This is a genomic window from Uliginosibacterium aquaticum (assembly GCF_012972705.2).
Lineage (GTDB): Bacteria > Pseudomonadota > Gammaproteobacteria > Burkholderiales > Rhodocyclaceae > Uliginosibacterium > Uliginosibacterium aquaticum.
This window is the reverse complement of record NZ_JABCSC020000005.1, coordinates 139,959-163,563: the sequence shown is the minus strand read 5'-3', so window position 1 is coordinate 163,563 and position 23,605 is coordinate 139,959. Positions and strand designations below refer to the sequence as shown.

General features: G+C 58.0%; 22 protein-coding genes. 5 read left to right on the top strand and 17 right to left on the bottom strand.

Annotated features, from left to right (window positions below; genetic code table 11):
- The first annotated feature begins 58 nt into the window (after window positions 1-58).
- Both HJ583_RS17570 and HJ583_RS17565 read left to right on the top strand, forming a co-directional pair.
- Complete coding sequence (locus tag HJ583_RS17570; protein WP_170023128.1) at window positions 59-658, top strand: LysE/ArgO family amino acid transporter; 600 nt, start codon at window positions 59-61, stop codon at window positions 656-658.
- Window positions 659-676: 18 nt separating this feature from the next.
- On the top strand, window positions 677-1,141 hold the full coding sequence (locus tag HJ583_RS17565; RefSeq protein WP_170023127.1) for a potassium channel family protein: 465 nt from the start codon (window positions 677-679) through the stop codon (window positions 1,139-1,141).
- Between the two features lie 4 nt (window positions 1,142-1,145).
- Here the strand turns inward: HJ583_RS17565 and HJ583_RS17560 are convergent, their stop codons facing one another.
- A complete protein-coding gene (locus tag HJ583_RS17560) occupies window positions 1,146-3,101 on the bottom strand; it encodes an acetoacetate--CoA ligase (RefSeq protein ID WP_170023126.1) in 1,956 nt (651 codons plus the stop codon).
- A gap of 218 nt (window positions 3,102-3,319) precedes the next feature.
- Here HJ583_RS17560 and HJ583_RS17555 point away from each other — a divergent pair, with 218 nt between their 5' ends.
- Window positions 3,320-4,162 carry a class I SAM-dependent methyltransferase gene (locus tag HJ583_RS17555; RefSeq protein ID WP_170023125.1) on the top strand — a complete coding sequence of 281 codons (843 nt, stop codon included), beginning with the start codon at window positions 3,320-3,322 and terminating at the stop codon, window positions 4,160-4,162.
- A gap of 4 nt (window positions 4,163-4,166) precedes the next feature.
- Here the strand turns inward: HJ583_RS17555 and cysE are convergent, their stop codons facing one another.
- Both cysE and HJ583_RS17545 read right to left on the bottom strand, forming a co-directional pair.
- Window positions 4,167-4,904 (bottom strand): serine O-acetyltransferase, encoded by a 738-nt coding sequence (gene cysE / locus HJ583_RS17550; RefSeq protein ID WP_170023124.1) that lies wholly within the window; start codon window positions 4,902-4,904, stop codon window positions 4,167-4,169.
- Between the two features lie 47 nt (window positions 4,905-4,951).
- Window positions 4,952-5,698, bottom strand: a complete 747-nt coding sequence (locus HJ583_RS17545) for an RNA methyltransferase (protein ID WP_170023123.1) — start codon at window positions 5,696-5,698, stop codon at window positions 4,952-4,954.
- Between the two features lie 69 nt (window positions 5,699-5,767).
- Between HJ583_RS17545 and HJ583_RS17540 the strand changes: the two genes are divergently transcribed.
- Window positions 5,768-6,568: an inositol monophosphatase family protein gene (locus HJ583_RS17540; RefSeq protein WP_170023122.1), complete on the top strand. Its 801-nt coding sequence runs from the start codon at window positions 5,768-5,770 to the stop codon at window positions 6,566-6,568.
- 42 nt (window positions 6,569-6,610) lie between these two features.
- On the opposite strand, the gene HJ583_RS17535 is transcribed toward HJ583_RS17540, so the two are convergent.
- From HJ583_RS17535 to HJ583_RS17495, 9 genes are all read right to left on the bottom strand, one after another.
- The gene (locus tag HJ583_RS17535; protein ID WP_170023121.1) at window positions 6,611-7,381 is read right to left on the bottom strand and encodes a TatD family hydrolase; all 771 of its coding nucleotides are present in this window, start codon (window positions 7,379-7,381) and stop codon (window positions 6,611-6,613) included.
- 63 nt (window positions 7,382-7,444) lie between these two features.
- Window positions 7,445-7,807 (bottom strand): PilZ domain-containing protein, encoded by a 363-nt coding sequence (locus HJ583_RS17530; RefSeq protein ID WP_101943784.1) that lies wholly within the window; start codon window positions 7,805-7,807, stop codon window positions 7,445-7,447.
- Between the two features lie 118 nt (window positions 7,808-7,925).
- Window positions 7,926-10,355 (bottom strand): endopeptidase La, encoded by a 2,430-nt coding sequence (lon, locus tag HJ583_RS17525; protein ID WP_170023120.1) that lies wholly within the window; start codon window positions 10,353-10,355, stop codon window positions 7,926-7,928.
- 81 nt (window positions 10,356-10,436) lie between these two features.
- A complete protein-coding gene (clpX, locus tag HJ583_RS17520; protein ID WP_101943788.1) occupies window positions 10,437-11,705 on the bottom strand; it encodes an ATP-dependent Clp protease ATP-binding subunit ClpX in 1,269 nt (422 codons plus the stop codon).
- A gap of 33 nt (window positions 11,706-11,738) precedes the next feature.
- A complete protein-coding gene (gene clpP / locus HJ583_RS17515; RefSeq protein WP_101944027.1) occupies window positions 11,739-12,323 on the bottom strand; it encodes an ATP-dependent Clp endopeptidase proteolytic subunit ClpP in 585 nt (194 codons plus the stop codon).
- 120 nt (window positions 12,324-12,443) lie between these two features.
- Window positions 12,444-13,754 carry a trigger factor gene (tig, locus tag HJ583_RS17510; RefSeq protein WP_170023119.1) on the bottom strand — a complete coding sequence of 437 codons (1,311 nt, stop codon included), beginning with the start codon at window positions 13,752-13,754 and terminating at the stop codon, window positions 12,444-12,446.
- Between the two features lie 219 nt (window positions 13,755-13,973).
- Window positions 13,974-14,276, bottom strand: a complete 303-nt coding sequence (locus HJ583_RS17505) for an HU family DNA-binding protein (RefSeq protein ID WP_101943790.1) — start codon at window positions 14,274-14,276, stop codon at window positions 13,974-13,976.
- A 151-nt stretch (window positions 14,277-14,427) separates the two neighbouring features.
- Entirely contained in the window at window positions 14,428-15,396 is a 969-nt protein-coding gene (locus tag HJ583_RS17500) for a TIGR01212 family radical SAM protein (RefSeq protein WP_170023118.1), read from the bottom strand.
- A 3-nt stretch (window positions 15,397-15,399) separates the two neighbouring features.
- Window positions 15,400-17,373 carry a DNA topoisomerase IV subunit B gene (locus HJ583_RS17495; protein ID WP_170023117.1) on the bottom strand — a complete coding sequence of 658 codons (1,974 nt, stop codon included), beginning with the start codon at window positions 17,371-17,373 and terminating at the stop codon, window positions 15,400-15,402.
- A 130-nt stretch (window positions 17,374-17,503) separates the two neighbouring features.
- On the opposite strand from HJ583_RS17495, the gene HJ583_RS17490 reads away from it, so the two are divergent.
- Window positions 17,504-18,610: an HD-GYP domain-containing protein gene (locus HJ583_RS17490; RefSeq protein ID WP_170023116.1), complete on the top strand. Its 1,107-nt coding sequence runs from the start codon at window positions 17,504-17,506 to the stop codon at window positions 18,608-18,610.
- Here the strand turns inward: HJ583_RS17490 and dnaQ are convergent, their stop codons facing one another.
- From dnaQ to HJ583_RS17465, 5 genes are all read right to left on the bottom strand, one after another.
- On the bottom strand, window positions 18,611-19,324 hold the full coding sequence (gene dnaQ, locus HJ583_RS17485) for a DNA polymerase III subunit epsilon (RefSeq protein ID WP_170023115.1): 714 nt from the start codon (window positions 19,322-19,324) through the stop codon (window positions 18,611-18,613).
- Window positions 19,321-20,094: a triose-phosphate isomerase gene (gene tpiA, locus HJ583_RS17480; protein WP_101943799.1), complete on the bottom strand. Its 774-nt coding sequence runs from the start codon at window positions 20,092-20,094 to the stop codon at window positions 19,321-19,323. Before tpiA ends, dnaQ begins: the two co-directional genes overlap by 4 nt.
- Window positions 20,095-20,169: 75 nt before the next feature.
- Window positions 20,170-21,531, bottom strand: a complete 1,362-nt coding sequence (radA, locus tag HJ583_RS17475; RefSeq protein ID WP_170023114.1) for a DNA repair protein RadA — start codon at window positions 21,529-21,531, stop codon at window positions 20,170-20,172.
- Window positions 21,531-22,598 (bottom strand): alanine racemase, encoded by a 1,068-nt coding sequence (gene alr, locus HJ583_RS17470; protein ID WP_170023113.1) that lies wholly within the window; start codon window positions 22,596-22,598, stop codon window positions 21,531-21,533. Before alr ends, radA begins: the two co-directional genes overlap by 1 nt.
- A complete protein-coding gene (locus HJ583_RS17465; RefSeq protein WP_170023112.1) occupies window positions 22,595-23,551 on the bottom strand; it encodes a LysR family transcriptional regulator in 957 nt (318 codons plus the stop codon). Before HJ583_RS17465 ends, alr begins: the two co-directional genes overlap by 4 nt.
- Between the last annotated feature and the right edge of the window lie 54 nt (window positions 23,552-23,605).

The following is a 23,605-nucleotide window of genomic DNA, read 5'->3' as shown; positions in this document are numbered from 1 at the left end:
TATCTCGCCTTTAGATTCCTGCTTGGCCGCCAAGAGGGACGGCTCTGGGAGAACACAAATGAACAGCTTCATGCAGGGATTCACAATCAGCGGCGGTTTGATCCTCGCCATCGGGGCCCAGAATGCGCATGTTCTCAGAATGGGCCTTACCCGCCAGCATGTACTGCCAACAGTGTTGATTTGCGCTATTTCAGACGCTTTGTTGATCGGTTTGGGAATAGCAGGCATGGGCGCATTGCTGGATAAATGGCCGCATGCTGTCCAACTGGCAACCTGGGCTGGCGCAGCATTTCTGGCTTGGTACGCGATGAATTCGCTTCGTGCAGCCTTTTCACGCCGTCACATGAATGTAGCCTCAAAAGGAGAGGCGATCACTCTGCTGCGCGCGGTCATGTTGATACTTGCTTTCACTTATCTCAATCCCCATGCCTGGCTGGACACGGTAGTGCTGATCGGCTCAATCGGGGCACATCTGGCCGGTAGCGAGCGCTGGATATTCTGGCTCGGCTGCATCACTGCGTCGGCCACCTGGTTCACCTTGCTGGGCTTCGGCGCAGCCCGCCTGACGCCATTGTTTGCCAAACCAGCCTCCTGGCGCATACTCGATGCCCTTGTCGGAGTGGGCATGGGGGCCTTGGCCTTCAGCTTAGTGCATTGAAATCACTGGTGGGACTAGATGTTTGGAAAGGTACTCCTGATCGGCTTGAGTCTGGCAGTTGTAATCGTGCTGCTGCACGCTATTGGCAGTCTGGCCTGGGGCCTGCACATACAGCGCAAGATTCTGCTGAAAACCCAGAACGGTGGTCGCTTGCGTTTTGGCCAAGCACTCAACTTCCTTCTCCAGACCGCCAGTGTGATGATGCTGATGATGGTCGTCGAGACAGTGCTGTGGGCATTCCTCTACTTGCTTGTCGATGCCGAAAACAGCTTTCCCGATGCAATCCACTTTTCCTTGCAAAGCTTCACGACAGTAGGGTTCGGTGACATCATGCCTAAGAATGATTGGCGTCTGCTCGGTGGAATCGAGGCTATCAACGGTGTGCTGATCATTGGATGGACAACAGCTGCGTTCTATGCCGTGGTCAGTCAGATCATGAGCCATACCCAGGCCCTCAAGTCTCGCCTGCCCGGCCAAGGCTAAGCAGCTAAGCTTTCAGTTCACTGCGATTGCGGAAAAACTCCAGCGCCTCTGGATTGGCCAGTGCTTCGATATTCCTGACTGGCTGACCATGCACCACCGCGCGTACGGCGAGCTCAACCAGCTTGCCACTGCGGGTCCGCGGGATGTCAGTCACCTGCACGATACGGCCAGGAACATGGCGTGGACTGAGGTTTTCACGAATGGTCTGTCGAATCAGCGCCTCCAATTTACCGCCAAGCGTCAGACCTTCACGCAAACGCACAAAGAGCACGGTGCGTACATCGTGATCCCAGTCCTGCCCGATCACCAGGGATTCGAGCACCTCGGGCAATCGCTCCACCTGGCGGTAGATCTCCGCAGTACCGATGCGCACGCCCCCTGGGTTAAGGGTGGCATCAGAGCGGCCATAAATGACCAGACCATCATGAACGGTCTCCTCACACCAGTCGCCATGACACCATACGCCGTCGAAACGCTCGAAATAGGCCGCGTGATAACGCCGTCCCTCAGGGTCGTTCCAGAAGGCCAGCGGCATAGACGGAAATGCGGTTTTGCACACAAGCTCGCCGCGCTCGCCACGCACGGCATCTCCAGCTTCGTTCCAAACGGCAACATCCATCCCCAGTCCCTTGCACTGGATCTCGCCACGCCATACCGGAAGCAATGGATTACCCAGTACAAAGCACGACACGATATCGGTACCGCCGGAAATTGATGCAAGACAGACATCGCGCTTAACGTCCTGATAAACATAATCAAAACCTTCTGGCGCGAGGGGGCTACCGGTCGACATCAGGATGCGCAGTGACGTCAGATCGTGGCTCTCCATCGGCCGCAAGCCGAGTTTGGCCGCGGCATCGATGAATTTTGCAGAGACACCAAAATGCGTACAGCGCTCGTCACGTGCGTAGTCCCATAGAACATTGCCCTCCGCCGCAAAGGGGGCGCCATCGTACAGCAGCAGGGCAGCGCCGCTGGCGAGCCCTGATACCAGCCAATTCCACATCATCCAGCCGCAAGTGGTGTAGTAGAAAAGACGATCGCCGGCACGCAGGTCACAGTGCAGACGCTGCTCCTTGAGGTGCTGCAGCAATGTGCCGCCAGCGCCGTGCACGATACATTTAGGGACACCCGTAGTACCTGATGAGTACAGAATGTAGAGCGGATGAGCAAACGGTAGTTCAGCAAAATCGATCTCATTTACAGCTTGATGCGGAGCCAGGAAGCTTGCCCAAGAACAGGCATGGGGGATTGGGCGGCAATCGACCTCGCAGTGAATATAAGGCAGGACGACCACACGGTTGAGACTGGGCAGACGGGCGACGATCTGGGCTAGTTTTTCCAGCACTTCAATGCGCTTACCGTCGTAGAGGGCGCCATCGGCCGCCACCAGCAAGCTCGGCGTAATCTGACCAAATCGATCAATGACGCCCTCCACACCAAAATCCGGCGAGGCTGAGGAAAAAATTGCGCCTATGCTTGCACTTGCCAGCATCAGGATCACGGTTTCCGGCAGGTTAGGCATATAGGCCACCACCCTGTCGCCCTGAACCACGCCGGCCTGCTTGAGGGCGGCAGCGCAGCGTGCAACCTCGCGATACAACTCGGCATGGCTCATGCGCCGCCGCACACTGTCTTCGCCACGGAAGATCAACGCCTCACGCTCGTCACGGATACGCAGGAGATTTTGTGCGAAATTCAGGCGAGCCTGAGGAAACCAGGATGCTGACCACATTGCAGCCTCCTCGACCAACACCTCTTCACCTCGCTTACCGATCACGCCGCAATAATCCCAAACCTCAGCCCAGAAACGCCCACGCTCAGCAACTGACCAAGCATGCAGCGCGGCATAGTTGGCAAAACCGTATCCAAGCCGCCGCGCTAACTGGGCACAAAAAGCGTGCAGATGGGTATGTGGCTCGACATAAGGGTCGGGCTGCCAGAGCGGGCGGACGTTCATCACTTGCTCGTGCTTGAGGGGGGCGGTAATGCCCAGACTGCATTTGCCATCACTCTTTGTCGGCAACGTGCACCTTGCGGGACAGGATGTTGCCCCCTCAGGGCATACATCGCCTCTTCGACGGAATTCCGAGGCCCAGGGACAGAATTGCCCCACGAGGCAGCAAAGGTCCGTTCTACACTGCGATGTAGAATGCGCGACCCTTGCGAGCCCACATCATGAACACCAAGACCTACGATATCCGCCCCGGCCAGTCCGTTGAACTACTCAAAGCGCTGCACATCCTCACACGTGACGGCAAGATGAATCAGGACAGCCGGCGCAAACTCAAACAGGTTTATCACCTCTTTCAGTTCATCGAACCCCTGCTGCAGGACGCTCTCAATCACGGTCACGATCTGACCTTGGTAGATCACGGAGCCGGCAAGAGCTACTTAGGGTTCATCCTGTTCGATCTGTTCTTCAAGGAACACGCGCCTCAAGGCCGGATCTGGGGTATCGAAACGCGCGATGAGCTGGTCACAAGCTCGCGCGAGCTGGCTAAACACCTGGGTTTCGGTGGTATGGAGTTTCTGAATCTGTCTGTTGCGGACTCGATCAACTCCGCTGCCCTGCCTGCGCGAATCGATGTAGTGACTGCCCTACATGCCTGCAACACCGCCACGGACGACGCGATCCGCTTTGCGCTGGCACGCGGCGCCCGCCACATTGTGCTGGTTCCATGCTGTCAGGCCGAGGTCGCTGCCACGCTGCGCAAGAACAAGGGGCAGATGCTTGGGAAGTCCGCACTCACCGAACTGTGGCGCCACCCGATCCACACCCGCGAATTCGGTAGCCAACTCACCAACGTGTTGCGTTGCCTGCAACTCGAAGCGCACGGCTATCAGCTAAACGTGACCGAACTCGTAGGCTGGGAACACTCAATGAAAAACGAACTGATCATCGCCAGCCATACCGGCCACGGCAAACGAGCGTCAGCAACCCGGTTGGGCGAAATTCTGGCGACGATCGGACTAGAAGAGTTGCGCGAGCGCTTCTTCGTACCGGACGCCACGCACTGAACGATTAATCCACGATGCGGCTCAGATAGTCCAGGTCGAGTGGTTTCTGGCAGTCAGCCTCGTCCGCGCACAAGCCTGCTTCCTTCATGCGCAAGGCCATCGCCGCGAGGCGCTTATCCTGGTCAGCCACATGGTCAAGCAAGGCGTGCAGAGCCTTGGAGACTGGATCATCCATATTGCGTGTCACGCCGTAGGCGGAAAAATCGGGTTTATCGCCACGTTCATCTTTCGGCTCCAGAACATGGGCCGGATTTCCCACGGCCGTCGCCCCCGCCGGTACCGGCTTAACCACTACTGCGTTTGAGCCGATCTTGGCTCCCGCGCCAACCGTAAAGCCCCCCAGCACCTTGGCTCCCGCCCCTACCACCACACCAGCCTCCAGCGTCGGATGACGCTTCACACCCCGATACAAGGAGGTGCCCCCCAGCGTCACACCTTGGTAGATGGTGCAGTCATCACCTACTTCAGCGGTTTCCCCTATCACGACACCAAAACCATGATCGATGAACACGCGTCTGCCCAAGCTTGCTCCAGGATGGATCTCGATCCCTGTCAGCACGCGTGCGATATGCGACACACAGCGCGCCAACAGAAAGAGCTTTAGCTGCCAGAAGCGATGCGCCAGTCGATGCAGGAAGAGCGCATGCACGCCCGGGTAGCACAGCATGACCTCCAACCCGCTGCGGGCGGCAGGATCGCGCTGGAGAACACTGGCAATATCTTCTCGGAGATGAGCAAACATGGGGCTGTCAGGAAAACACTTGGAGGTTGATGGTAAGCCGGTGCGACTTAATCAGGTTTGCGGAAACGCTCCGGAAACTGAAAACTGTTCAGCATGCCGCGAAGAATGTTGACTTCGTCGCGCTCAAGGCGAATGCGCCCGAACATGCGGCGCAAACGTGGCAACAAACGCTTGGGGTTATCCGGATTGAAAAAACCACTGGCCGTCATGGTCTGCTGGAAATGGCCGATCATCTGCTCGACTTCATCCACCGTCGCCAGCTCGCCAAAACTTGCCGGCGCTTCGCCCGGCGCCACCGCAGCCATGCGCAATTCGTAGCACATTAGCTGTACCGCCGCCCCCAGATTCAACGAACTGTATTCGGGATTGGCAGGAATCATTACGGGCAATTGACAGATCGCCAGCTCTTCGTTGGAAAGGCCATATGTCTCATTGCCGAACACCAGCGCGACGTCTCCGCCTTGATTAGCGGCTTCGCACAAGGTACCCGCGGCCTCTCGAGCCCACTGCATGGGCAACGACAATTCGCGGCGCCTTGCGGTAAAGGCTGCGGCCATACTTACCCCAGTCAGTGCCTCTTCGAGAGAGTTGCAGACCGTTGCGTTGGCAAGCACATCCACGGCGCCCGAGGCACGCGACTCAGCTTCGGGGTGAGGAAAGTGCTTGGGATTGACCAGATAAAGGCGAGACAAGCCCATAGTCTTGAGCGCCCGAGCTGCCGCGCCGATATTCCCCGGAATGCCGGGTCGTGACAAAACCACACGAAATCGATTCAAAGAGAGGGCTTCAGCCATATATAATGTGCGGTTTCCTTTAGCGCACGCAGCGTGCCACCTGGCTTGCTGCAACGAGACCCGACGCACATGCATCCAATCCTGAATATCGCCGTCAAGGCTGCCCGCCGAGCCGGCACCGTCATCAACCGCGCCTCGATGGAGCTCGATAAGATCGAAGTCCGCTCCAAGCAGCCGAATGATTTCGTGACCGAGGTGGATCGTGCGGCCGAACAGGCCATCATCGAAGTCATCAGCGACGCCTATCCAGAGCACGCGATTCTAGCAGAGGAGTCCGGTGACACCGGCGGTGAGAGTGACTTCCAATGGATCATCGACCCGCTCGATGGCACCACCAATTTCATTCATGGTTTCCCGCAGTATGCCGTGTCCATCGCCCTGGCCGAGCGTGGCATCGTGCAACAGGCTGTGGTCTATGACCCGGCCCGAAACGAATTATTTACAGCCAGCCGTGGTCGTGGTGCCTTTCTGAACGATCGCCGCATCCGCGTAGCCAAGCGCACCAAGCTACAGGAGAGCCTGATTGGAACAGGCTTCCCCTTCAAGCACATGGACAATGTCGATGCCTACCTTGCCATGTTCAAGGATCTGGCCGGTAAGACTGCCGGCCTGCGTCGCCCAGGCTCAGCTGCACTGGATCTCGCCTGGCTGGCCTGTGGTCGCACGGATGGTTTCTTCGAGATGGGTCTGATGCCCTGGGATATGGCTGGCGGCGTACTGCTGGTAACGGAAGCCGGAGGACTCGCCAGCGATTTCGGCGGCGAAGGCGACTATCTCAAGACGGGCAATCTGGTGGCCGGCTCACCTAAAATCTTTACCCAGTTGCTGCAAGTGGTGCAATCGCACCGAACCGAAGCACTGATGGCCTAATTTCTGGCGAAACAACAAAAGGCGACCGATTGGTCGCCTTTTTCATGCCTGTGCGCGCTGAAACAATCGGAAAAAATTGTCGGTACTGGCTTTCGCTACTTCGTCGATGCTCAGGTTACGCAAGCGCGCCACCTCAGTGGCTACATGCGGAACAAAGGATGGTTCATTGAGTTTGCCGCGGTGAGGGACAGGCGCGAGATAAGGCGAATCCGTCTCGATGAGAAGACGCTCAAGCGGAATGCTGGCAGCAACATCCTTGATCTGACTGGCATTCTTGAAGGTCAGGATGCCTGAGAAGGAAATATAGAAGCCCAGAGCAATAGCAGCTTCGGCTACTGCGAGGTTTTCTGTGAAGCAGTGCATCACTCCACCCACTTCCTGCGCCCCCTCCTCCGCAAGAATGTGCAGAACATCCTCTGCCGAATCGCGGGTATGAATCACCAAGGGCAAACCAGTCTTCCGCGCCGCCCGGATATGCACGCGAAAGCGCTCACGCTGCCATTCCGGACGATCTTTATGCCAGTAGTAATCCAATCCGGTTTCACCAATAGCGACCACTTTCGGATGCGCAGCCAGCAACTGCAGGCGCTCCAGATCAGGCTCCTCACCTTCCGTATTCTCCGGATGCACCCCGACACTGGCGAAGACATTTGAACGAGACTCCGCCAGAGCGATTACGCGCGGCAGATTCTCGAGCGTCACGCCAATACATACGGCATGACTGACCTTAGCGCTGGCCATACGCTCGAATAAGGCTTCGCCCTGAACCGCAAGATCTTCAAAATCGATGTGGCAATGTGAGTCCACGAACATATTTGGCCTACCGTTAAACTGAAACCGGGCTTACGCCCGGTCAGAAAATAAAATGTGGAGTACTTACAAGGTATGCGTCGGGCGACTGGACCCTATCGCACCGCCAAGGATCTGTTCAATCTTGATCTTCACCGCAGTACCGCCCTCATCCGGTGCGAACTGCACTCCCACCCCCTGAGTCTTGTTGTTCTGGGCGTTGGCAGGCGTCACCCATACAACCCTACCCTTCACAGCGAGGCGTTGCGGATCATCCATAAGCTGCAGCAACATGAAAACTTCATCACCCGCCACATAAGCCCGGTTGGTCGGAATGAAGAGGCCACCGCCCTTTACGAAGGGCATATAGGCGGCATACAAAGCGGACTTGGAGTTGATGTTAAGGGAGAGAACCCCAGCCCGAACGCTCGCCTGTTGCTTGGCTTCCATGAAGAATCCTGAAAATGGTCTGAGACAATGGTATCAACAAGCCAGCATCCATCGCCAGCCCGGGCGACGACTGCGCCCCATGCGAAGAGGCCCGGTCACTGGACCGGGCCTCTCATCATCAGTGCGTGATCAAACCATTACCTGACAAATCCTCATCAGGCTCCACCGGCACCGCTGCCACAGGAGCAGCAACTTCGACAGTTTCCGGCAAAGGCTCTGGAAGACGCTCAAGGGTCTGCTCCAGCACCTGATCAAACCACTTCACAGGCACGATCTCGATGCGATCCTTGATGTCCCCCTGGATGTCTGCCAGATCCTTGACGTTTTCCTGTGGGATCAAAGCCTTGCGGATGCCGCCACGTACCGCGGCAAGCAGCTTTTCCTTGAGGCCACCGATCGGCAACACCTCACCACGCAAAGTGATTTCGCCAGTCATCGCCACATCGGCACGAACAGGAATGCCAGTCAGCACTGATACCAGTGCCGATGCGATGGCAATACCGGCTGACGGCCCATCCTTCGGGGTGGCCCCTTCCGGCAAGTGGATGTGGATATCGCTCTTGGAATGGAAATCTTCCGGAATGCCCAGCTGACGAGCGCGCTTGCGTACCACCGACAGCGCGGCTTGAATGGACTCCTGCATCACTTCGCCGAGCTTGCCGGTGGTGATGATCTTGCCCTTGCCCGGCAGATTCACGGCTTCGATGGTCAGCAACTCGCCACCCACTTCAGTCCAGGCCAGGCCGGTCACCTGACCGACCTGATTTTCCTTTTCGGCCATGCCGAAAGAGTAGCGACGCACGCCAAGGTATTTGTCCAGATTCTTGGCATTGACGATCACCTTCGACTCGCGTTTCTTCAGCACCAGCGCCTTCACCACCTTGCGGCAGATGCGGGACACTTCGCGCTCCAGGCTGCGCACGCCGGCCTCACGCGTGTAGTAGCGGATGATGTCGCGCACAGCTTCTTCGGTGACCGTCAGCTCGTTGGGCTTCACGCCGTTGTTCTTCATCTGCTTGGGCAGCAGATAACGCTGGGCAATGTTTACTTTTTCATCCTCGGTGTAACCCGAAAGACGGATGATTTCCATCCGGTCCAGCAAGGGGGCAGGAATATTGAAGGAGTTGGCAGTCGCTACAAACATCACTTCGGAGAGGTCGTATTCAACCTCAATGTAGTGATCGACAAAAGTCGAGTTCTGCTCCGGGTCCAGGACCTCCAGCAGTGCCGAAGACGGATCGCCGCGGAAATCAGCGCCCATCTTGTCAACTTCGTCGAGCAGGAAGAGCGGGTTGCGCACAGCCACCTTGGTCATGTTCTGCAGGATCTTGCCCGGCATCGAACCAATATAGGTACGGCGGTGGCCGCGAATCTCGGCTTCGTCCCGCACGCCGCCAAGCGACATACGCACGAACTTGCGGTTGGTTGCCTTGGCAATAGACTGACCAAGTGAGGTCTTGCCCACTCCGGGCGGCCCAACCAGGCACAAGATCGGCGCCTTGAGCTTGTCCACGCGCTGCTGCACAGCCAAATATTCGAGGATACGTTCCTTGACCTTGTCGAGGCCGAAGTGATCCGTATCAAGGACTTTCTGGGCTTCAGCCAGATCCTTGCTGATGCGGGACTTTTTCTTCCATGGCAGGCCGGTGAGCGTTTCGATGAAGTTGCGCACGACCGTGGCTTCTGCCGACATAGGCGACATCAGCTTGAGTTTTTTCAGCTCGCTTTGCGCCTTGGCCAAGGCTTCCTTGGAGAGGCCAGCCGTCTTGATCTTCTTTTCAAGCTCTTCTAGATCAGCCCCTTCTTCGCCCTCGCCGAGCTCCTTCTGGATCGCCTTGACCTGCTCGTTCAGGTAATACTCACGCTGACTCTTCTCCATCTGGCGTTTGACACGGCCACGGATGCGCTTTTCCACCTGAAGGATGTCCAACTCGGTTTCCAGCTGTCCCAGCAGGCGCTCAAGACGCTCACCGACATTGAAAAGTTCCAGCACAGCCTGTTTCTGCTCAAGCTTGAGTGGCAGGTGTGCAGCAATGGTATCGGCCAGACGGCCAGCCTCTTCGATGCCTGCCAGTGAAGTCAGGATCTCAGGAGGGATCTTCTTGTTCAGCTTCACATACTGATCGAACTGACTGATGATCGCGCGGCGCATCGCCTCAACTTCATGCGAGCCGCGCTCATCGTTGCTGATCGGGCTCACTTCAGCCACAAACAGCGCCTTCTGCTCTTCTACACGCTCAAGACGCGCACGCTGCGTACCTTCGACCAGGACCTTCACGGTCCCGTCCGGCAGTTTGAGCATCTGAAGGATATTGGCAATACAACCGATGTCGTAGAGATCGTCAGCCGACGGCTCGTCCTTGGCTGCAGACTTCTGGGCCACCAGCAGGATGCTCTTGCCTGCTTCCATGGCAAGTTCGAGAGCCTTGATGGACTTAGGGCGCCCCACAAAGAGCGGGATCACCATGTGCGGGAAGACCACCACGTCACGCAGTGGCAGCAAAGGGAGTTCAATGACTTCGGGGGGGAGTTCGGGCTTGTTCGACATGTTCTTTTCCTGAGGACCGCACTCAAACTACATTGGGGCTGTCTGGCGGGATTCAAGCCTTGAAGGCAAGAATCCCGGCTTTCAGTTGGAGCCTGAAACTTTGGCCTGCTCCGAATAAATCAGGAGCGGCTGTGCGCCAGTATCGATGGTGTTCTCATCGACCACCACTTTCTCAACATTCTCCATGCCCGGCAGCTCGTACATGATTTCGAGCAAGACGGATTCCAGGATGGAACGCAAACCACGGGCACCCGCGCGGCGCTTGATCGCGCGACGTGCAATTGCTTGCAACGCTGCAGGCCGCACCTCAAGCTCCACGCCTTCCATAGAGAAAAGCTTGGCGTACTGCTTGACCAAGGCATTCTTTGGCTCGATCAGAATCTGAATCAGGGCTTCTTCATCCAATTCCTGAAGGGTAGCCACGACCGGAAGGCGGCCAATGAACTCAGGGATCAGACCAAACTTGATCAGATCTTCCGGCTCACACTGACGGAGGGTCTCAGAAACCTTGCTGTCATTCTTGCTGCGCACTTCGGCACCGAAACCGATGCCGACAGTCTCGGTACGATTACGAATAACCTTTTCCAGTCCGTCGAAAGCTCCACCGCAGATGAACAGGATATTAGCCGTGTCGACCTGAACAAAATCCTGATTCGGGTGCTTCCGCCCCCCCTGGGGAGGAACCGAGGCCACCGTACCTTCAATCAGCTTGAGCAGCGCTTGTTGCACGCCTTCGCCTGAAACGTCGCGCGTGATCGAAGGATTGTCGGATTTGCGCGAAATCTTGTCGATTTCGTCGATGTAGACAATGCCTTGTTGAGCCTTCTCGACATCGTAGTCACACTTCTGCAGCAGTTTCTGGATGATGTTTTCGACATCTTCCCCGACATAACCCGCTTCAGTTAGCGTAGTGGCATCAGCCATTACGAAAGGAACATTCAGCAGACGGGCGAGCGTCTGAGCGAGCAAAGTCTTGCCCGAACCGGTCGGCCCGATCAGCAAGATGTTGCTCTTGGCCAGTTCCACGTCATCAGCCGTACGCGATTGATGACGCAGCCGCTTGTAATGGTTGTACACCGCCACAGCAAGAATGCGCTTCGCGGCACGCTGCCCGATCACATACTGATCGAGAATCGTGGCGATTTCTTTCGGCGTAGGCAGATCGCCCTTGTCGACGCGGGCAGATGCATCGCTGCCGATTTCATCGCGGATGATGTCATTGCACAGGTCAATGCACTCATCGCAGATGAATACGGAGGGCCCTGCGATCAGCTTGCGGACTTCGTGCTGACTTTTGCCGCAGAACGAACAGTAGAGCAGCTTCTCGCTGCCAGACTTTTTGTCCGTCATATTCAGCCTTCCTTCAAGAATAAGGGTGTGTGATCAGGCCGCCGCCACGTCTGCGCGGCTGGTGAGCACCTTATCGACCAGACCATAGGCTTGTGCCTCGGCAGCCGACATGAAGTTATCGCGATCCGTATCCTTCTCGATCCGGTCCACCGACTGACCCGTGTGATGTGCCAGCATGTCATTAAGCTTGGCACGCAAGGCCAGAATTTCCCGGGCATGGATCTCGATATCTGAGGCCTGCCCCTGAAAACCGCCCAGAGGCTGGTGAATCATGATCCGCGAATTGGGCAGCGAAAAACGCTTACCCTTTTCGCCTGCCGCCAGAAGAAACGCTCCCATGCTCGCTGCCTGTCCGATACACAGAGTGCTGACATTGGGCTTGATGAACTGCATCGTGTCGTAAATCGACATACCTGCGGTAACCGAGCCACCTGGCGAGTTGATGTAGAAATAGATGTCCTTATCCGGATTTTCGGACTCCAGGAATAGAAGCTGCGCCACGATCAGGTTGGCAGTCACATCGTTGACCGGCCCAACCAGAAACACTACACGCTCCTTGAGCAGGCGCGAGTAGATGTCGTAGGAGCGCTCGCCACGACCGCTTTGTTCCACCACCATCGGCACCAGGCCGAGGCCAACCGGATCCCAATCAGAATGCTGCGTGCTTGAGAATTTCAAAGCCGTCTCTCCATCTTCATCATCAAAAAGTGCCGGCGAGGGTCGCCGGCACCACCATCATCAGGCCTGCTGAGCTTGCTCCATCAACTCTTCAAAAGTAAAGCCCTTGTCGCTCACCTTCGCTTGGCCCAGCACCCATTCGACCACGTTATCTTCGACCACTGCATCTTCGATATCACGCAGATGCTCGGGCTTGGAGTAATACCAGCGCACCACGTCTTCCGGCTTTTCGTAGGTCTGCGCAAGATCGTCAACGCGCGCACGAATCTGTTCCGGTTTAGCGTTCAGGCTGTTCTTGCCCACAACCTCAGCAACAATCAGGCCAAGCTTGACGCGGTTCGAAGCTTGCTCGGTAAACCAGTCCTTACTCACCGGCACATTCTTCACATCCACACCACGCTGAACCAGATCACGCTTGGCAGCTTCAACCATGCGGCCAGCCTCGCCATCGACAAGAGCCTTCGGCACATCGAAGGCACACGCCTTGGAGAGGACTTCAAGCGCTTGATCACGCACGCGGGCACGAATGCGGCGAGCAACTTCGCGCTCAAGGTTTGCCTTGATCTCTTCGCGCATCTTGGCAGTATCGCCGTTAGGCACACCCAAAGCCTGAGCAAAGGTTGCGTCGACTTCCGGCAATACCGGAGCTTCAACAGCCTTCAGGGCGATTTCGAACTGCACGGTTTGACCAGCCAGGTTTGCAGCGTGATATTCAGCCGGGAAGGTTAGGTCGAAAGTCTTGCTGTCGCCCACATTCAGGCCACGCAGTGCGGCGTCAAAATCGGGCAGCATTTGCCCGCCGCCAACCACTACGGGGAAGTCGCTGGCCTGCCCGCCTTCAAAGACCTCACCATCCTTGCGGCCAGTGAAATCTATCGTCACGCGATCTCCCTCTTGCGAGGCGCGCTCAGCCTTGACAAAGGTAGTCCGCTGTTTGCGCAGCACTTCAATCGTACGATCCACTTCAGCATCGCCAACAGCAAGGCTCGGGCGCTCGATCTCGCTAGCAGCCAGATCACCCACAGCCACTTCCGGAAAAACTTCAAAGGTCGCCACGAATTCCATCTTGCCTTCAACCGAAGTTTCCTTCGGTACGATGTTCGGATAACCCGCAACACGCAAGTTCTGTTCCTGGACGGTCTTGCTGAAGGCTGCTTCCACGGCATCGCCGAGCACTTCGTTGCGCACTTGTGGGCCATAGGACTGCTCGACCATCTTCAGCGGCACTTTGCCCGGGCGGAAACCGGCCATTTTCACGGTACGGCCCAGATTCTTCAGACGAGCGGCCACCTGAGCTTCGACTTCAGCCAGATTGACAACCAAGTCGATACGGCGCTCCAGCGCGCCCAGCGTCACTTCATTCGTTTGCATGCAGAATTTCCTTGGAACAGAACGGAGGGGCGCGCTGCAGCGATGCCTGTAAATCCGACGCGAAGTCGGCCAGACCTTTTTGTTGCGGCAGCGCCCGGCTAGACAACCAACAAACCCACGATGCTATCACACTCGCCACTGCCTCCGAGCCTTGCGGGAGGCGCAAAAACAGACAGGGCGCCCGCAGGCGCCCTGTCTGTGCATTCGCGGAAAGCCTGATTACTTCTTGGCGGCCTTCTTGACCTTGCTGGTAGCAACCTTGGCCTTGAAGCCAGCGCCAGCGGAGAAACGCGGCACGGTGGTCGCGGCGATCTTGATCTTCTCGCCGGTCTTCGGGTTCTTGCCTTCACGAGCGGCACGGGCAGCAGCCTTGAAAGTGCCGAAGCCAACCAGGGTCACAGAATCGCCAGAAGCAACTGTTTCTTCGATCACGGCAACAGCGGCATCCAGGAACTCGCCCGTGGCAACCTTGGACTGATTGGTCTTCTCAGCAATCGCTGCGATCAGATCGGTCTTGTTCATGCGTTATCTCCGGTTAAATTTGGGTGTGCATTTCTGCAGGGCCGAGTATAGAGCCAAGTTTGCTGCTGTGTAGCCCCTCTGGCCTACAAACGGCATTTTTTTGTCCGATTCCCGCACTGTTTGGTTTTTTCTCCCACAACGCTTTGCCCGATCAGGCATCCAAGGACTTCGAAAACAACCGCCCCTGCCAAGTCTCACGCTCCGCCAAGCGCGCATCCAGGCGCCTTGAAAAGGCAGACAGACGCATTCCCCAGTCCGGCGACAGGCGCAGTCGGGGCGGTACTTCGCTCCCTAGGCGCTGAACCTTGATTGAGGGCGGCAGTAGTTCCAGCATGTCGATGACACGATCCAGATAAAGTCCGGGCTCTAGCAGGGGAACACTCTCAGGTGCACGCTGGTACTGAATCGCCAAGCGAGTATGACGAACGATCTGCAACTGATGGAATTTCAACGCATCGAGTGGCAAACGCGACAATTGACAGGCTCCCGCCAGCAGACTTTCGCGCGTTTCACCCGGCAAACCAAGGAGCAGGTGGCCGGTGAGGAACAGACCGCGCGTTGCGGCGCGACGAATGGCATCCTGGGTACAGGCAAAATCGTGACCACGTAGGCATTCGGCGAGCACGGCGTCCGAACAAGACTCTATGCCGATCTCCAGTTCAATGGTCTTGCTTCGGGCCAGCGACGCCAGATGATCAAGCACTTCATCAGGAAGACAGTCCGGCCGGGTACCAATGACCAGGCCACCTATTTCAGGATGATTCAAGGCTTCGGCATAAATCGCCTTGAGGTGATCAAGATCGCCGTAAGTATTTGAGTAAGCCTGAAAGTATGCAAGAAACTGCTTGGTTTCCGGATAGCGCCGGCGCATGAAGCTTAGGCCGGTATCAATCTGATCCACTACGAGAGCTTGTTCGCGCAAATAGGAAGGCGTGAATCCTTCGTTGTTGCAGAAGCTACACCCCCCCTGCCCCAATGCTCCATCGCGATTGGGGCAAGTAAAACCTGCGTCGATACTGATTTTCTGCAGACGACCGCCGTGTGTGCGCTTCACCCAGTCGTTGTACGCATGGTAACGACGGCCTGCATATTCAGCGGGAATGGCGTTTAGCGCAGACACGAATTACAGGTCCGCCTCGACAAGGTTGCCCTTGAGCTCCATCCAGGCCCGACGTCCCGAGGCTTCGCCCTTACCCATCAACAGATCGAAGAGCTTTGAGGTCGCAGCCGTAGCCCCCGCATCAAGGGTGACAGGCAGTACGCGTCGAGTGGCTGGCTCCATGGCCGTTTCCTTGAGTTGGGCCGGCTGCATTTCACCCAAGCCCTTGAACCGACCGACTTCCAATTGATCGGCGCGATACCCCTCCTTGGCAAGGCGATCGCGGATAGAAACCAGTTCATGTTCGTCCAGTGCATAAAAACGGCGCGCCGGACGCTTTTTGCCCTGCGCAGGCACATCAATCCGGTACAAAGGTGGCAGCGCGATGTAGACGTGACCGGCTTCGACCAGCTTGGGAAAGTGGCGCAGAAAAAGCGTGAGCAACAGGGTCTGGATGTGCGAGCCATCGACGTCAGCATCAGCCATGATGATGACCTTACCGTAGCGCAGATTGGTCAGCACTGAAGCTGCGGCTTCGGGCGTATGCGGATCAACACCGATAGCGACGGATACATCGTGGATCTCTGCATTCGCGAACAGGCGATTCGGATCAATTTCCCAAGCATTCTGAACCTTGCCACGCAGCGGCAAGATTGCCTGAGTTTCGCGGTCGCGAGCGAGTTTGGCGGAGCCACCGGCAGAGTCGCCTTCGACCAGATACAGCTCGTTGTCAGCGATATTCTCGGACTCGCAATCGGCGAGCTTGCCGGGCAGCACGGCCACACCACTGCTCTTCCTCTTCTCGACCTTCTGCGCGTCTTTCAGGCGCGACTGCGCCTGTTTGATCGCCACTTCGGCAATCGCCTTGCCGTGTTCAACGTTCTGGTTCAGCCAGGCTTCGAAGGGATGCAGCAGCATGCTGGAGACCAACTTCACGGCTTCGCGACTGTTGAGCTTTTCCTTCACCTGCCCCTGGAATTGCGGATCGAGAATGCGCGCAGAAAGCACGTAGCTCATCTTGCCGCAGACGTCTTCCTGCTGCAGCTTGACGCCCTTGGGCAGCAGGCTGTGATGCTCGATGAAGCTCTTCACGGCCTCGAACACCCCGGCACGCAAGCCGGACTCGTGGGTGCCGCCGGCCACGGTGGGAATCAGGTTGACATAGCTCTCGCCCAGTTGCTGGCCATCAAACCAGCCAAAAGCCCAGGCAGCGCCTTCGCCTATGGCGAAATCTTCGTCCTCGCCGGCGTATTTCTCAGCCGAGTAGATCGGTGCAACCGATTCGGCACCAACCATCATCTCGCGTAGATAGCCCGGCAAGCCTTCCTGGTAGCGCCAATCCTGTTTGATGAAAGAACCGTCAGCCTGCTCAATTTCCAGATAGACGCGCACCCCCGGCAAGAGCACCGCCTTGGAGCGCAAGAGACGTTCCAGTTCATTCATCGGCACCTTGGGGGAGTCGAAGTACTTGCCGTCAGGCCAGACCTTGACGCGAGTGCCCGTCTGGCGGCCACAGCTGCCGGCTTCGACAATCTGGCCGATCTCACGCCCGCCATCAGCAAAGGTGATCTGATAGATCTTGCCCTCGCGGCGCACTTCGACTTCCACACGCAGCGACAAGGCGGTAGTCACAGCCACGCCTACGCCATGCAGGCCGCCTGAGAAAGCATAGGCTGAATTGCCGGACTTCTTGTCGAACTTCCCCCCCGCGTGCAGCGCCGTATAAGCCAGCACCACGACCGGGATTTTCTCCTCAGGATGAAGGCCAACCGGGATACCGCGGCCGTCATCGGTCACAGTGATCGAGCCATCGCGCAGCACCAGCACATGAATGTTCTTGGCAAAACCACCCAGCGCCTCATCAGCCGCGTTGTCGATGACCTCCTGGATCATGTGGCAGGGCGAATCGGTGCGGGTATACATGCCGGGACGCTCGCGCACCGGCTCCAGCCCCTTGAGGACACGGAAGGAAGATTCGTCGTACTGCTTCTGGCTCATGGCGACTTGGCAAGAATGAAACGAGGCACGCATTTTTCCATATCGGGGCGCGCTTCGCTGGGCTTTATACTGGGTTCAAGTTTGCCTTGCAGGATCACGTTAATCCGGTAATAACCGGAATCCGGAAATCATGCCCAAGCACCGCATCCACGCCCGCCAGTTACTGATCAACGAAGACCTCCCCTGGGACGTCTATGACGAATCTGGGCAACTACTGCTCTGCAAGGGCTTTCGCATCTCTCGCGAATCCCAGCGCGAAGTGCTGATGGCGCGTGGCCTGTACGTGGATGAACTGGTACTGAGCCCGCAGCGCTCCACAGATGACAACAAGGGCTACAACCCCTTCCGCGTCTGGGACAGCATCATTGATGAACTGGAGGTGCTGCTGCGCGATATTCGCTTGGAAAAGGATTTTTGCGAGCAGATCTCCGGCTTGGCCAAGCTGATCCAGGAGCTCGCCCGGCGTAGCCCGGACATTGCCCTCGCAGCCATCATCCTGACCAACCAGCGGCGCTATCCGATCATTCACAGCGTGCATGTGGCGGTCCTTAGCGAACTGGTCGCAGCGCGCTTGGAGTGGCTGCCTGACCGGCGAATAAGCCTGATCTGTGCCGCCCTCACCCAGAATCTGGCCATGATTGAGCTGCAGATGAAGCTGTGTCATCAGCGCATCGCCCCCTCTACAGCTCAGCGCCAGGAAATTCAGCGCCACCCCAAACTGGCCCACGAAATGCTACAGTCTGCTGGCGTCAAGGATCCGATCTGGTTGCATGCGGTTCTGGAGCATCACGAACTCAATGGCGGTGGCGGCTACCCCTTCGGGATCGTGGCGCCCTGCGAAGAAGCGCTGCTGATCCAGACCACGGATATATTTTCTGCCAAGGTCAGTCCGCGCGCAGCGCGCAAACCCGTCACCCCGCAGGAAGCCGCTCGCTCGCTGTACCTGGGCTCAGACAAAGGAACAACGAATCGCTATGTGGCGGTACTGATCAAGGAGATCGGCATCTTCCCGCCTGGCACTTTCGTCACGCTCACCAACGGCGAGTTGGCGCTGGTCATCCGACGCGGAGCCGGGGCCAACACACCGGAAGTGCTGAGCCTGATCAGTCCGCAAGGCACGTCCTATATTGATCCGATCCAGCGCAACACCTCGCGCAAGCCTTATGACATCGCAACCGTAATCCCGCGCGATCAGGTCAAGGTGCAGATCAACCCAGAGCGGATCTGGCGAATCTGATCAGGTGGAAGGTACGGCCTCCTGCGGTGGCAACCACAGGCAGGGGCCCTTCTTGCCGATATCGGCAAGCACTTTCTCATGCTCAGCCACTTCAAGATCGCTGGCACGCAGCACCCGCAGCGGTCGCCGCTCGCCGCCCAGCACAAGACTGCTGGCAGTAGTCGTCGGAGCATCATCCAGACCGATGGTGAGGCTCTCTTGGCCACGCGTCATGGCCAGGTAAACCTCGGCCAGCAACTCCGCGTCAAGCAAGGCGCCGTGCAAGGTACGGTGCGCGTTGTTGATCGCATAACGATCGCACAGCGCATCTAGTGAGGCTTTCTTGCCCGGGAACATTTCCTTGGCGACCTTCACCGTATCGATCACCTGCGGACACAACACGCTCACCTTGGTACGCCGCAGCCGCTCCTGCTCCATGTTCAGGAAGCCGATATCGAAACTGGCGTTGTGAATGATCAGTTCTGCGCCAGCTACAAACGCCTCGAATTCAGCAGCGATTGCAGCATAGAGTGGCTTGTCAGCGAGAAAGGCGTCCGACAGGCCGTGAATGCGCTCGGAGTCACCGACATCACGCTCCGGATTCAGATAGACGTGGTAAGTGCGACCGGTCAGGCGCCGGTCTTCCATTTCCACGCAACCGATTTCCACCACCCGATCGGCGCCGCTGCGCCAATCCAGGCCGGTGGTTTCGGTATCGAGGAAAATCTGTCTCATTCGGCGGCAGACACCACGCTCAGAAGCTCGCGGTAAATGCTCACGAACTCTGTGGCATTCAGCGCTGCCGAACCGATCAGGCCGCCATCCACATCCGGCATCGAGAAAATCGACACGGCGTTAGCAGACTTCACGCTGCCACCGTAAATGATCGGCAGACGCGCAGCGAAATCCTTGTCGCGAATCGCAACGCGATGGCGCAGAAACTCATGCTCGGCCTGGATGATCTCGGGCGTGGCGGCAATACCGGTACCGATAGCCCAGCGCGGCTCGTAAGCCAACACGATCTTGTCATGAGCGGTGCGAATGTAGCCAAAGGCAGCATCGAGCTGGCGAGCCAGAACGTCATGAGTGCGGCCCGTGTCGCGCTCTTCAGCTGTTTCACCGACGCAGATGACCGGAATCAGACCTGCATCGATAGCCGCCAGTGCCTTGCGGCCCATCAGACCATCATTCTCTCCCTGGTACTGGCGTCGCTCGGAGTGGCCAATGATCGCGAAGCTGCCACCAAGTTCTTTGACCATCAGCGGCGAGGTTTCACCGGTATAGGCGCCTTGCAGGTGGTCGGAAACGTTCTGCACGCCAACACCAATACCGGTGCCGCGCGTTAGCTCAGCCAGTTGATACAGATAGGGGAAGGCCGGGCAGACGACCATTTCGGCGCCCTCGTCCAGCTCGGGCAACTCGGCACGGATGCTCGCGATGAGCGCCTTGTTGGCAGCAAGGTTGCCGTGCATCTTCCAGTTGCCGATCAGCCACTTCTTTTTCATGTTCAGTATTCCCCCGTGTCAATCCGGATATTTCACGCGGCGCGAGCTTACTCGCCGCCTGCACCACAAACAAGTTCAGAGTTCACGCAAAGCGGAAAACGCTTCCTCGATCCGTTCGACCGCAATCACCCGCATGCCAGCTATCGCCTGTTTGGGCGCGTTGGCCGCAGGAATAAGGGCCAGTTCGAAGCCCAGCTTGGCTGCTTCCTTGAGCCGCTCCTGCCCCCGTGGCGCAGGTCGGATCTCGCCCGCGAGGCCCACTTCACCAAACACGATCAGGCGCGGGGGCAGCGCTCGCCCCGTCAGCGAAGAGACAATTGCCAGTGATACCGCCAGATCAGCTGCAGGCTCGGCGATCTTCACGCCGCCCACTGCATTAATGAAGACATCCTGATCTGCACACTGGATACCTGCATGACGATGCAGCACAGCCAGCAGCATAGCCAAGCGGTTCTGCTCAAGGCCGACAGAGAGCCGGCGCGGATTGCCAAAAGCCGAATCGACCAACGCCTGGATCTCTACCAGCAAAGGGCGGGTACCTTCCTGGGTGACCAGCACGCAAGAGCCCGGCACCGGCTGCGCGTGCTGTGAAAGGAACAGCGCGGAGGGGTTGCTGACGCCGCGCAGCCCCTTGTCAGTCATGGCGAACACCCCGAGCTCGTTCACCGCGCCAAAGCGATTCTTGATGGCCCGCACGAGACGGAAGCTGGAGTGGGTATCTCCCTCGAAATACAGCACGGTATCAACGATGTGCTCCAGTACACGCGGGCCGGCCAATGCTCCGTCCTTGGTCACGTGCCCAACCAGCACCATGGCCATGCCGCAGGCCTTGGCGTGACGCGTCAGCTGGGCAGCACATTCGCGCACCTGAGCTACGGAACCGGGCGCAGATTGCAGCACTTCGGAATACATGGTCTGGATCGAATCGATCACCACCACGTCGGGTTTGGTCTCGCGCAGCGTCGGCAGGATCTTTTCCAGCGAGATTTCCGGCAGCAGCGGCATATCCCCGGCTTCCAGCTGCAGGCGGTGGGCGCGCAGGGCGATCTGCTCGGCAGACTCCTCGCCACTGACATAAAGAACTTTCTGCTTGGGCCCCAGACTGGCCAGTGCCTGCAACAATAGCGTCGACTTGCCGATACCAGGATCACCACCGATCAGCACCACCATGCCCGGTACCAGCCCACCGCCCAGCACGCGATCGAGCTCATCGATGCCGGTGCTCTGGCGCGGCGATTCACGCGGATCAATCTCGGAGAGTTTCTGCAGTTTGCCGGCCCCGGCAGCAAGCGCTGCAAAACGCGAGCCGGCCGGCGCGGCTTCTGCCATCCCTTCGACCAGCGTATTCCACTGCCCACAGGCCGGACACTGGCCCTGCCATTTAGGGCTTTGGCCGCCGCACTCGCTACAGATATAGACCGTTTTGGCCTTGGCCATCAGCCCAGCACCACCGGCACACGCGGGGCAAGTGCGCAGAACAGTTCGTAACTCACGGTGCCGGCGGCGCTGGCCACCTCGTCAGCCGCCAAACCCTCGCCCCACAGCGTCACGCTGCTGCCGACGTCAGCGGCCAGATCCGTAAGCTCGCAGGCCAGCATGTCCATCGAAACACGGCCGAGCGTACGGCTGCGCTGACCATTAACCAGAATCGGCGTACCGCTGGGAGCATGGCGCGGATAGCCGTCGGCATAACCGCAGGCCACAACACCAACCCGGGTCGGACGTTCTGCACGGAAAAGCGAACCATAGCCCACGCTTTCACCGGGCTGAAGGCTCTGCACCCCGATGATGCGGCTGGCCAGACTCATCACCGGGCGCAATCCAAGGGCCGCAGCGGTGTTCAGGTCGGGCATCGGTGAGCCCCCATAAAGCATGATCCCCGGACGCACCCAATCGCGCTGCGCTTGCGGAAAACGCAGCAAGGCCGCCGAATTAGCCACGCTGCATGGCAAACCGCTATCCGCAGCAATGCCCTCAAAACAGGCGAGCTGGGCTGCAATGCCCGTGTCGTCGGCATTGGCAAAATGCGTCATCAAGGTGATCTGGCCAACCTTGCCGCTGGCCCGCAAACGTGCCAGCAGTGCCGGTGCCTGTTGCGGCAGGAAGCCTAGCCGATTCATGCCCGTATTGAATTTCAGGCCTACATTCAGCGGACGCTCCAGCTCAAGTAACTCAAGCAGCGCGAGTTGCGCCTGGCTGTGGATCACCACGCTGATGTCGTGCGCGGCAGCGAGGCGCAGATCATCTTCAGCGAAGAAGCCTTCAAGCATCAGGATCGGCTGCGTGAAACCGGCTGCGCGCAGGCCCAGCGCTTCACTGATCTCCAGCAGCGCGAAACCATCGGCCACATCGCGCACGGCTTCGGCGCAAGGCAAGAGTCCGTGACCATAGGCATTGGCCTTGACGACGGCCCAGGCACGCGCTGCACCAGCGTGGCGTTTCGCCACCAGATAGTTATGACGGAATGCGGCCGTATCGATCCGCGCCAGGATCGGCCGGGTCATGAATTCGAGCTGTCTTGACTGCCGGGGATGACGATGCCGGAAGGCATGGCATCACCCCGTTCCATATTGGTAAACATGCTCACCGCAAACTCGGCAAAGGTCGAGTGCAGCCGCGCGCGGAAGCGATCCTTGGGCACCAACACGTTGAGCGAGGAGTACAGCCGCGGCTCCAGCGAGATACCGACCAGACCCCGGTTGTTGTAGTCGTTCAAAGCCGCCTTGGCGATGATGGCAAAGCCAAAGCCCTGCTTCACAAGGTGCAGAATGGAAGGCAGCGATCCAAGCTCACCACGCCGGTTAAGCGTCTCGGGCGGCACACCATTGCGGCGGAAGAAATCCTCGGCCAGAGCGCGGATGGCAGCGCCCGGATCGCGATCCACAAAGGGACGCCCCTGCAGGTCTGCAGCCTTAATCGACGAAGCGGAGGCCAGCTCATGTCCATGCGCTACGATGACCAGCAACTCATCCTGACAGGCTAGGGTGCATTCAAGGGTCGGATCTTCGGACTGCTTCTCTACCAGTCCCACATCCAGCTCATGCGCAGCCACCCGGTTTTCGATGTTTTCGGAGTTGGCCACGAACACACGCGGAATCACCCGTGGATGCTTGCGGATGAAGTTTTCCAGCAATCGTGGCAGCCAGTAGCCAGCAATGGTCTGGCTGCAGCCGATGGTCAGCACGCCGGTAAGCTCATCGGTGAGCTCCGCGATACGGGTTTCCATTTCATCGGAGAGACCCAGAATCCGTTCGGCGTAGGCAAACACGATCTCGCCGGCAGGTGTGAGCGTAACGCGTCCGTGACCACGATCAAGCAGGCGGGTGTTGAATTGCTCCTCCAGTTGCTTGATCTGGAAGGTTACCGCCGGTTGCGTCATGTAAAGCGTTTCCGCGGCCCGCGTAAAAGAGCCGTGTTTGGCAACGGCGTGGAACACCTGCAGTCTGCGATCAGCCATCACATTCCCCAAGATAAATGCGCTTTATCATTCTACGCGCAGAGCCCCTCAGCG

Bases quoted from the DNA above. Each gene is read 5' to 3' on its own strand.
- HJ583_RS17570 (WP_170023128.1), top strand. From the start codon at position 59: ATGAACAGCTTCATGCAGGGATTCACAATCAGCGGCGGTTTGATCCTC.
- HJ583_RS17565 (WP_170023127.1), top strand. From the start codon at position 677: ATGTTTGGAAAGGTACTCCTGATCGGCTTGAGTCTGGCAGTTGTAATC.
- HJ583_RS17560 (WP_170023126.1), bottom strand. From the start codon at position 3,101: ATGAACGTCCGCCCGCTCTGGCAGCCCGACCCTTATGTCGAGCCACAT.
- HJ583_RS17555 (WP_170023125.1), top strand. From the start codon at position 3,320: ATGAACACCAAGACCTACGATATCCGCCCCGGCCAGTCCGTTGAACTA.
- cysE (WP_170023124.1), bottom strand. From the start codon at position 4,904: ATGTTTGCTCATCTCCGAGAAGATATTGCCAGTGTTCTCCAGCGCGAT.
- HJ583_RS17545 (WP_170023123.1), bottom strand. From the start codon at position 5,698: ATGGCTGAAGCCCTCTCTTTGAATCGATTTCGTGTGGTTTTGTCACGA.
- HJ583_RS17540 (WP_170023122.1), top strand. From the start codon at position 5,768: ATGCATCCAATCCTGAATATCGCCGTCAAGGCTGCCCGCCGAGCCGGC.
- HJ583_RS17535 (WP_170023121.1), bottom strand. From the start codon at position 7,381: ATGTTCGTGGACTCACATTGCCACATCGATTTTGAAGATCTTGCGGTT.
- HJ583_RS17530 (WP_101943784.1), bottom strand. From the start codon at position 7,807: ATGGAAGCCAAGCAACAGGCGAGCGTTCGGGCTGGGGTTCTCTCCCTT.
- lon (WP_170023120.1), bottom strand. From the start codon at position 10,355: ATGTCGAACAAGCCCGAACTCCCCCCCGAAGTCATTGAACTCCCTTTG.
- clpX (WP_101943788.1), bottom strand. From the start codon at position 11,705: ATGACGGACAAAAAGTCTGGCAGCGAGAAGCTGCTCTACTGTTCGTTC.
- clpP (WP_101944027.1), bottom strand. From the start codon at position 12,323: ATGGTGGTGGAACAAAGCGGTCGTGGCGAGCGCTCCTACGACATCTAC.
- tig (WP_170023119.1), bottom strand. From the start codon at position 13,754: ATGCAAACGAATGAAGTGACGCTGGGCGCGCTGGAGCGCCGTATCGAC.
- HJ583_RS17505 (WP_101943790.1), bottom strand. From the start codon at position 14,276: ATGAACAAGACCGATCTGATCGCAGCGATTGCTGAGAAGACCAATCAG.
- HJ583_RS17495 (WP_170023117.1), bottom strand. From the start codon at position 17,373: ATGAGCCAGAAGCAGTACGACGAATCTTCCTTCCGTGTCCTCAAGGGG.
- HJ583_RS17490 (WP_170023116.1), top strand. From the start codon at position 17,504: ATGCCCAAGCACCGCATCCACGCCCGCCAGTTACTGATCAACGAAGAC.
- dnaQ (WP_170023115.1), bottom strand. From the start codon at position 19,324: ATGAGACAGATTTTCCTCGATACCGAAACCACCGGCCTGGATTGGCGC.
- tpiA (WP_101943799.1), bottom strand. From the start codon at position 20,094: ATGAAAAAGAAGTGGCTGATCGGCAACTGGAAGATGCACGGCAACCTT.
- radA (WP_170023114.1), bottom strand. From the start codon at position 21,531: ATGGCCAAGGCCAAAACGGTCTATATCTGTAGCGAGTGCGGCGGCCAA.
- alr (WP_170023113.1), bottom strand. From the start codon at position 22,598: ATGACCCGGCCGATCCTGGCGCGGATCGATACGGCCGCATTCCGTCAT.
- HJ583_RS17465 (WP_170023112.1), bottom strand. From the start codon at position 23,551: ATGGCTGATCGCAGACTGCAGGTGTTCCACGCCGTTGCCAAACACGGC.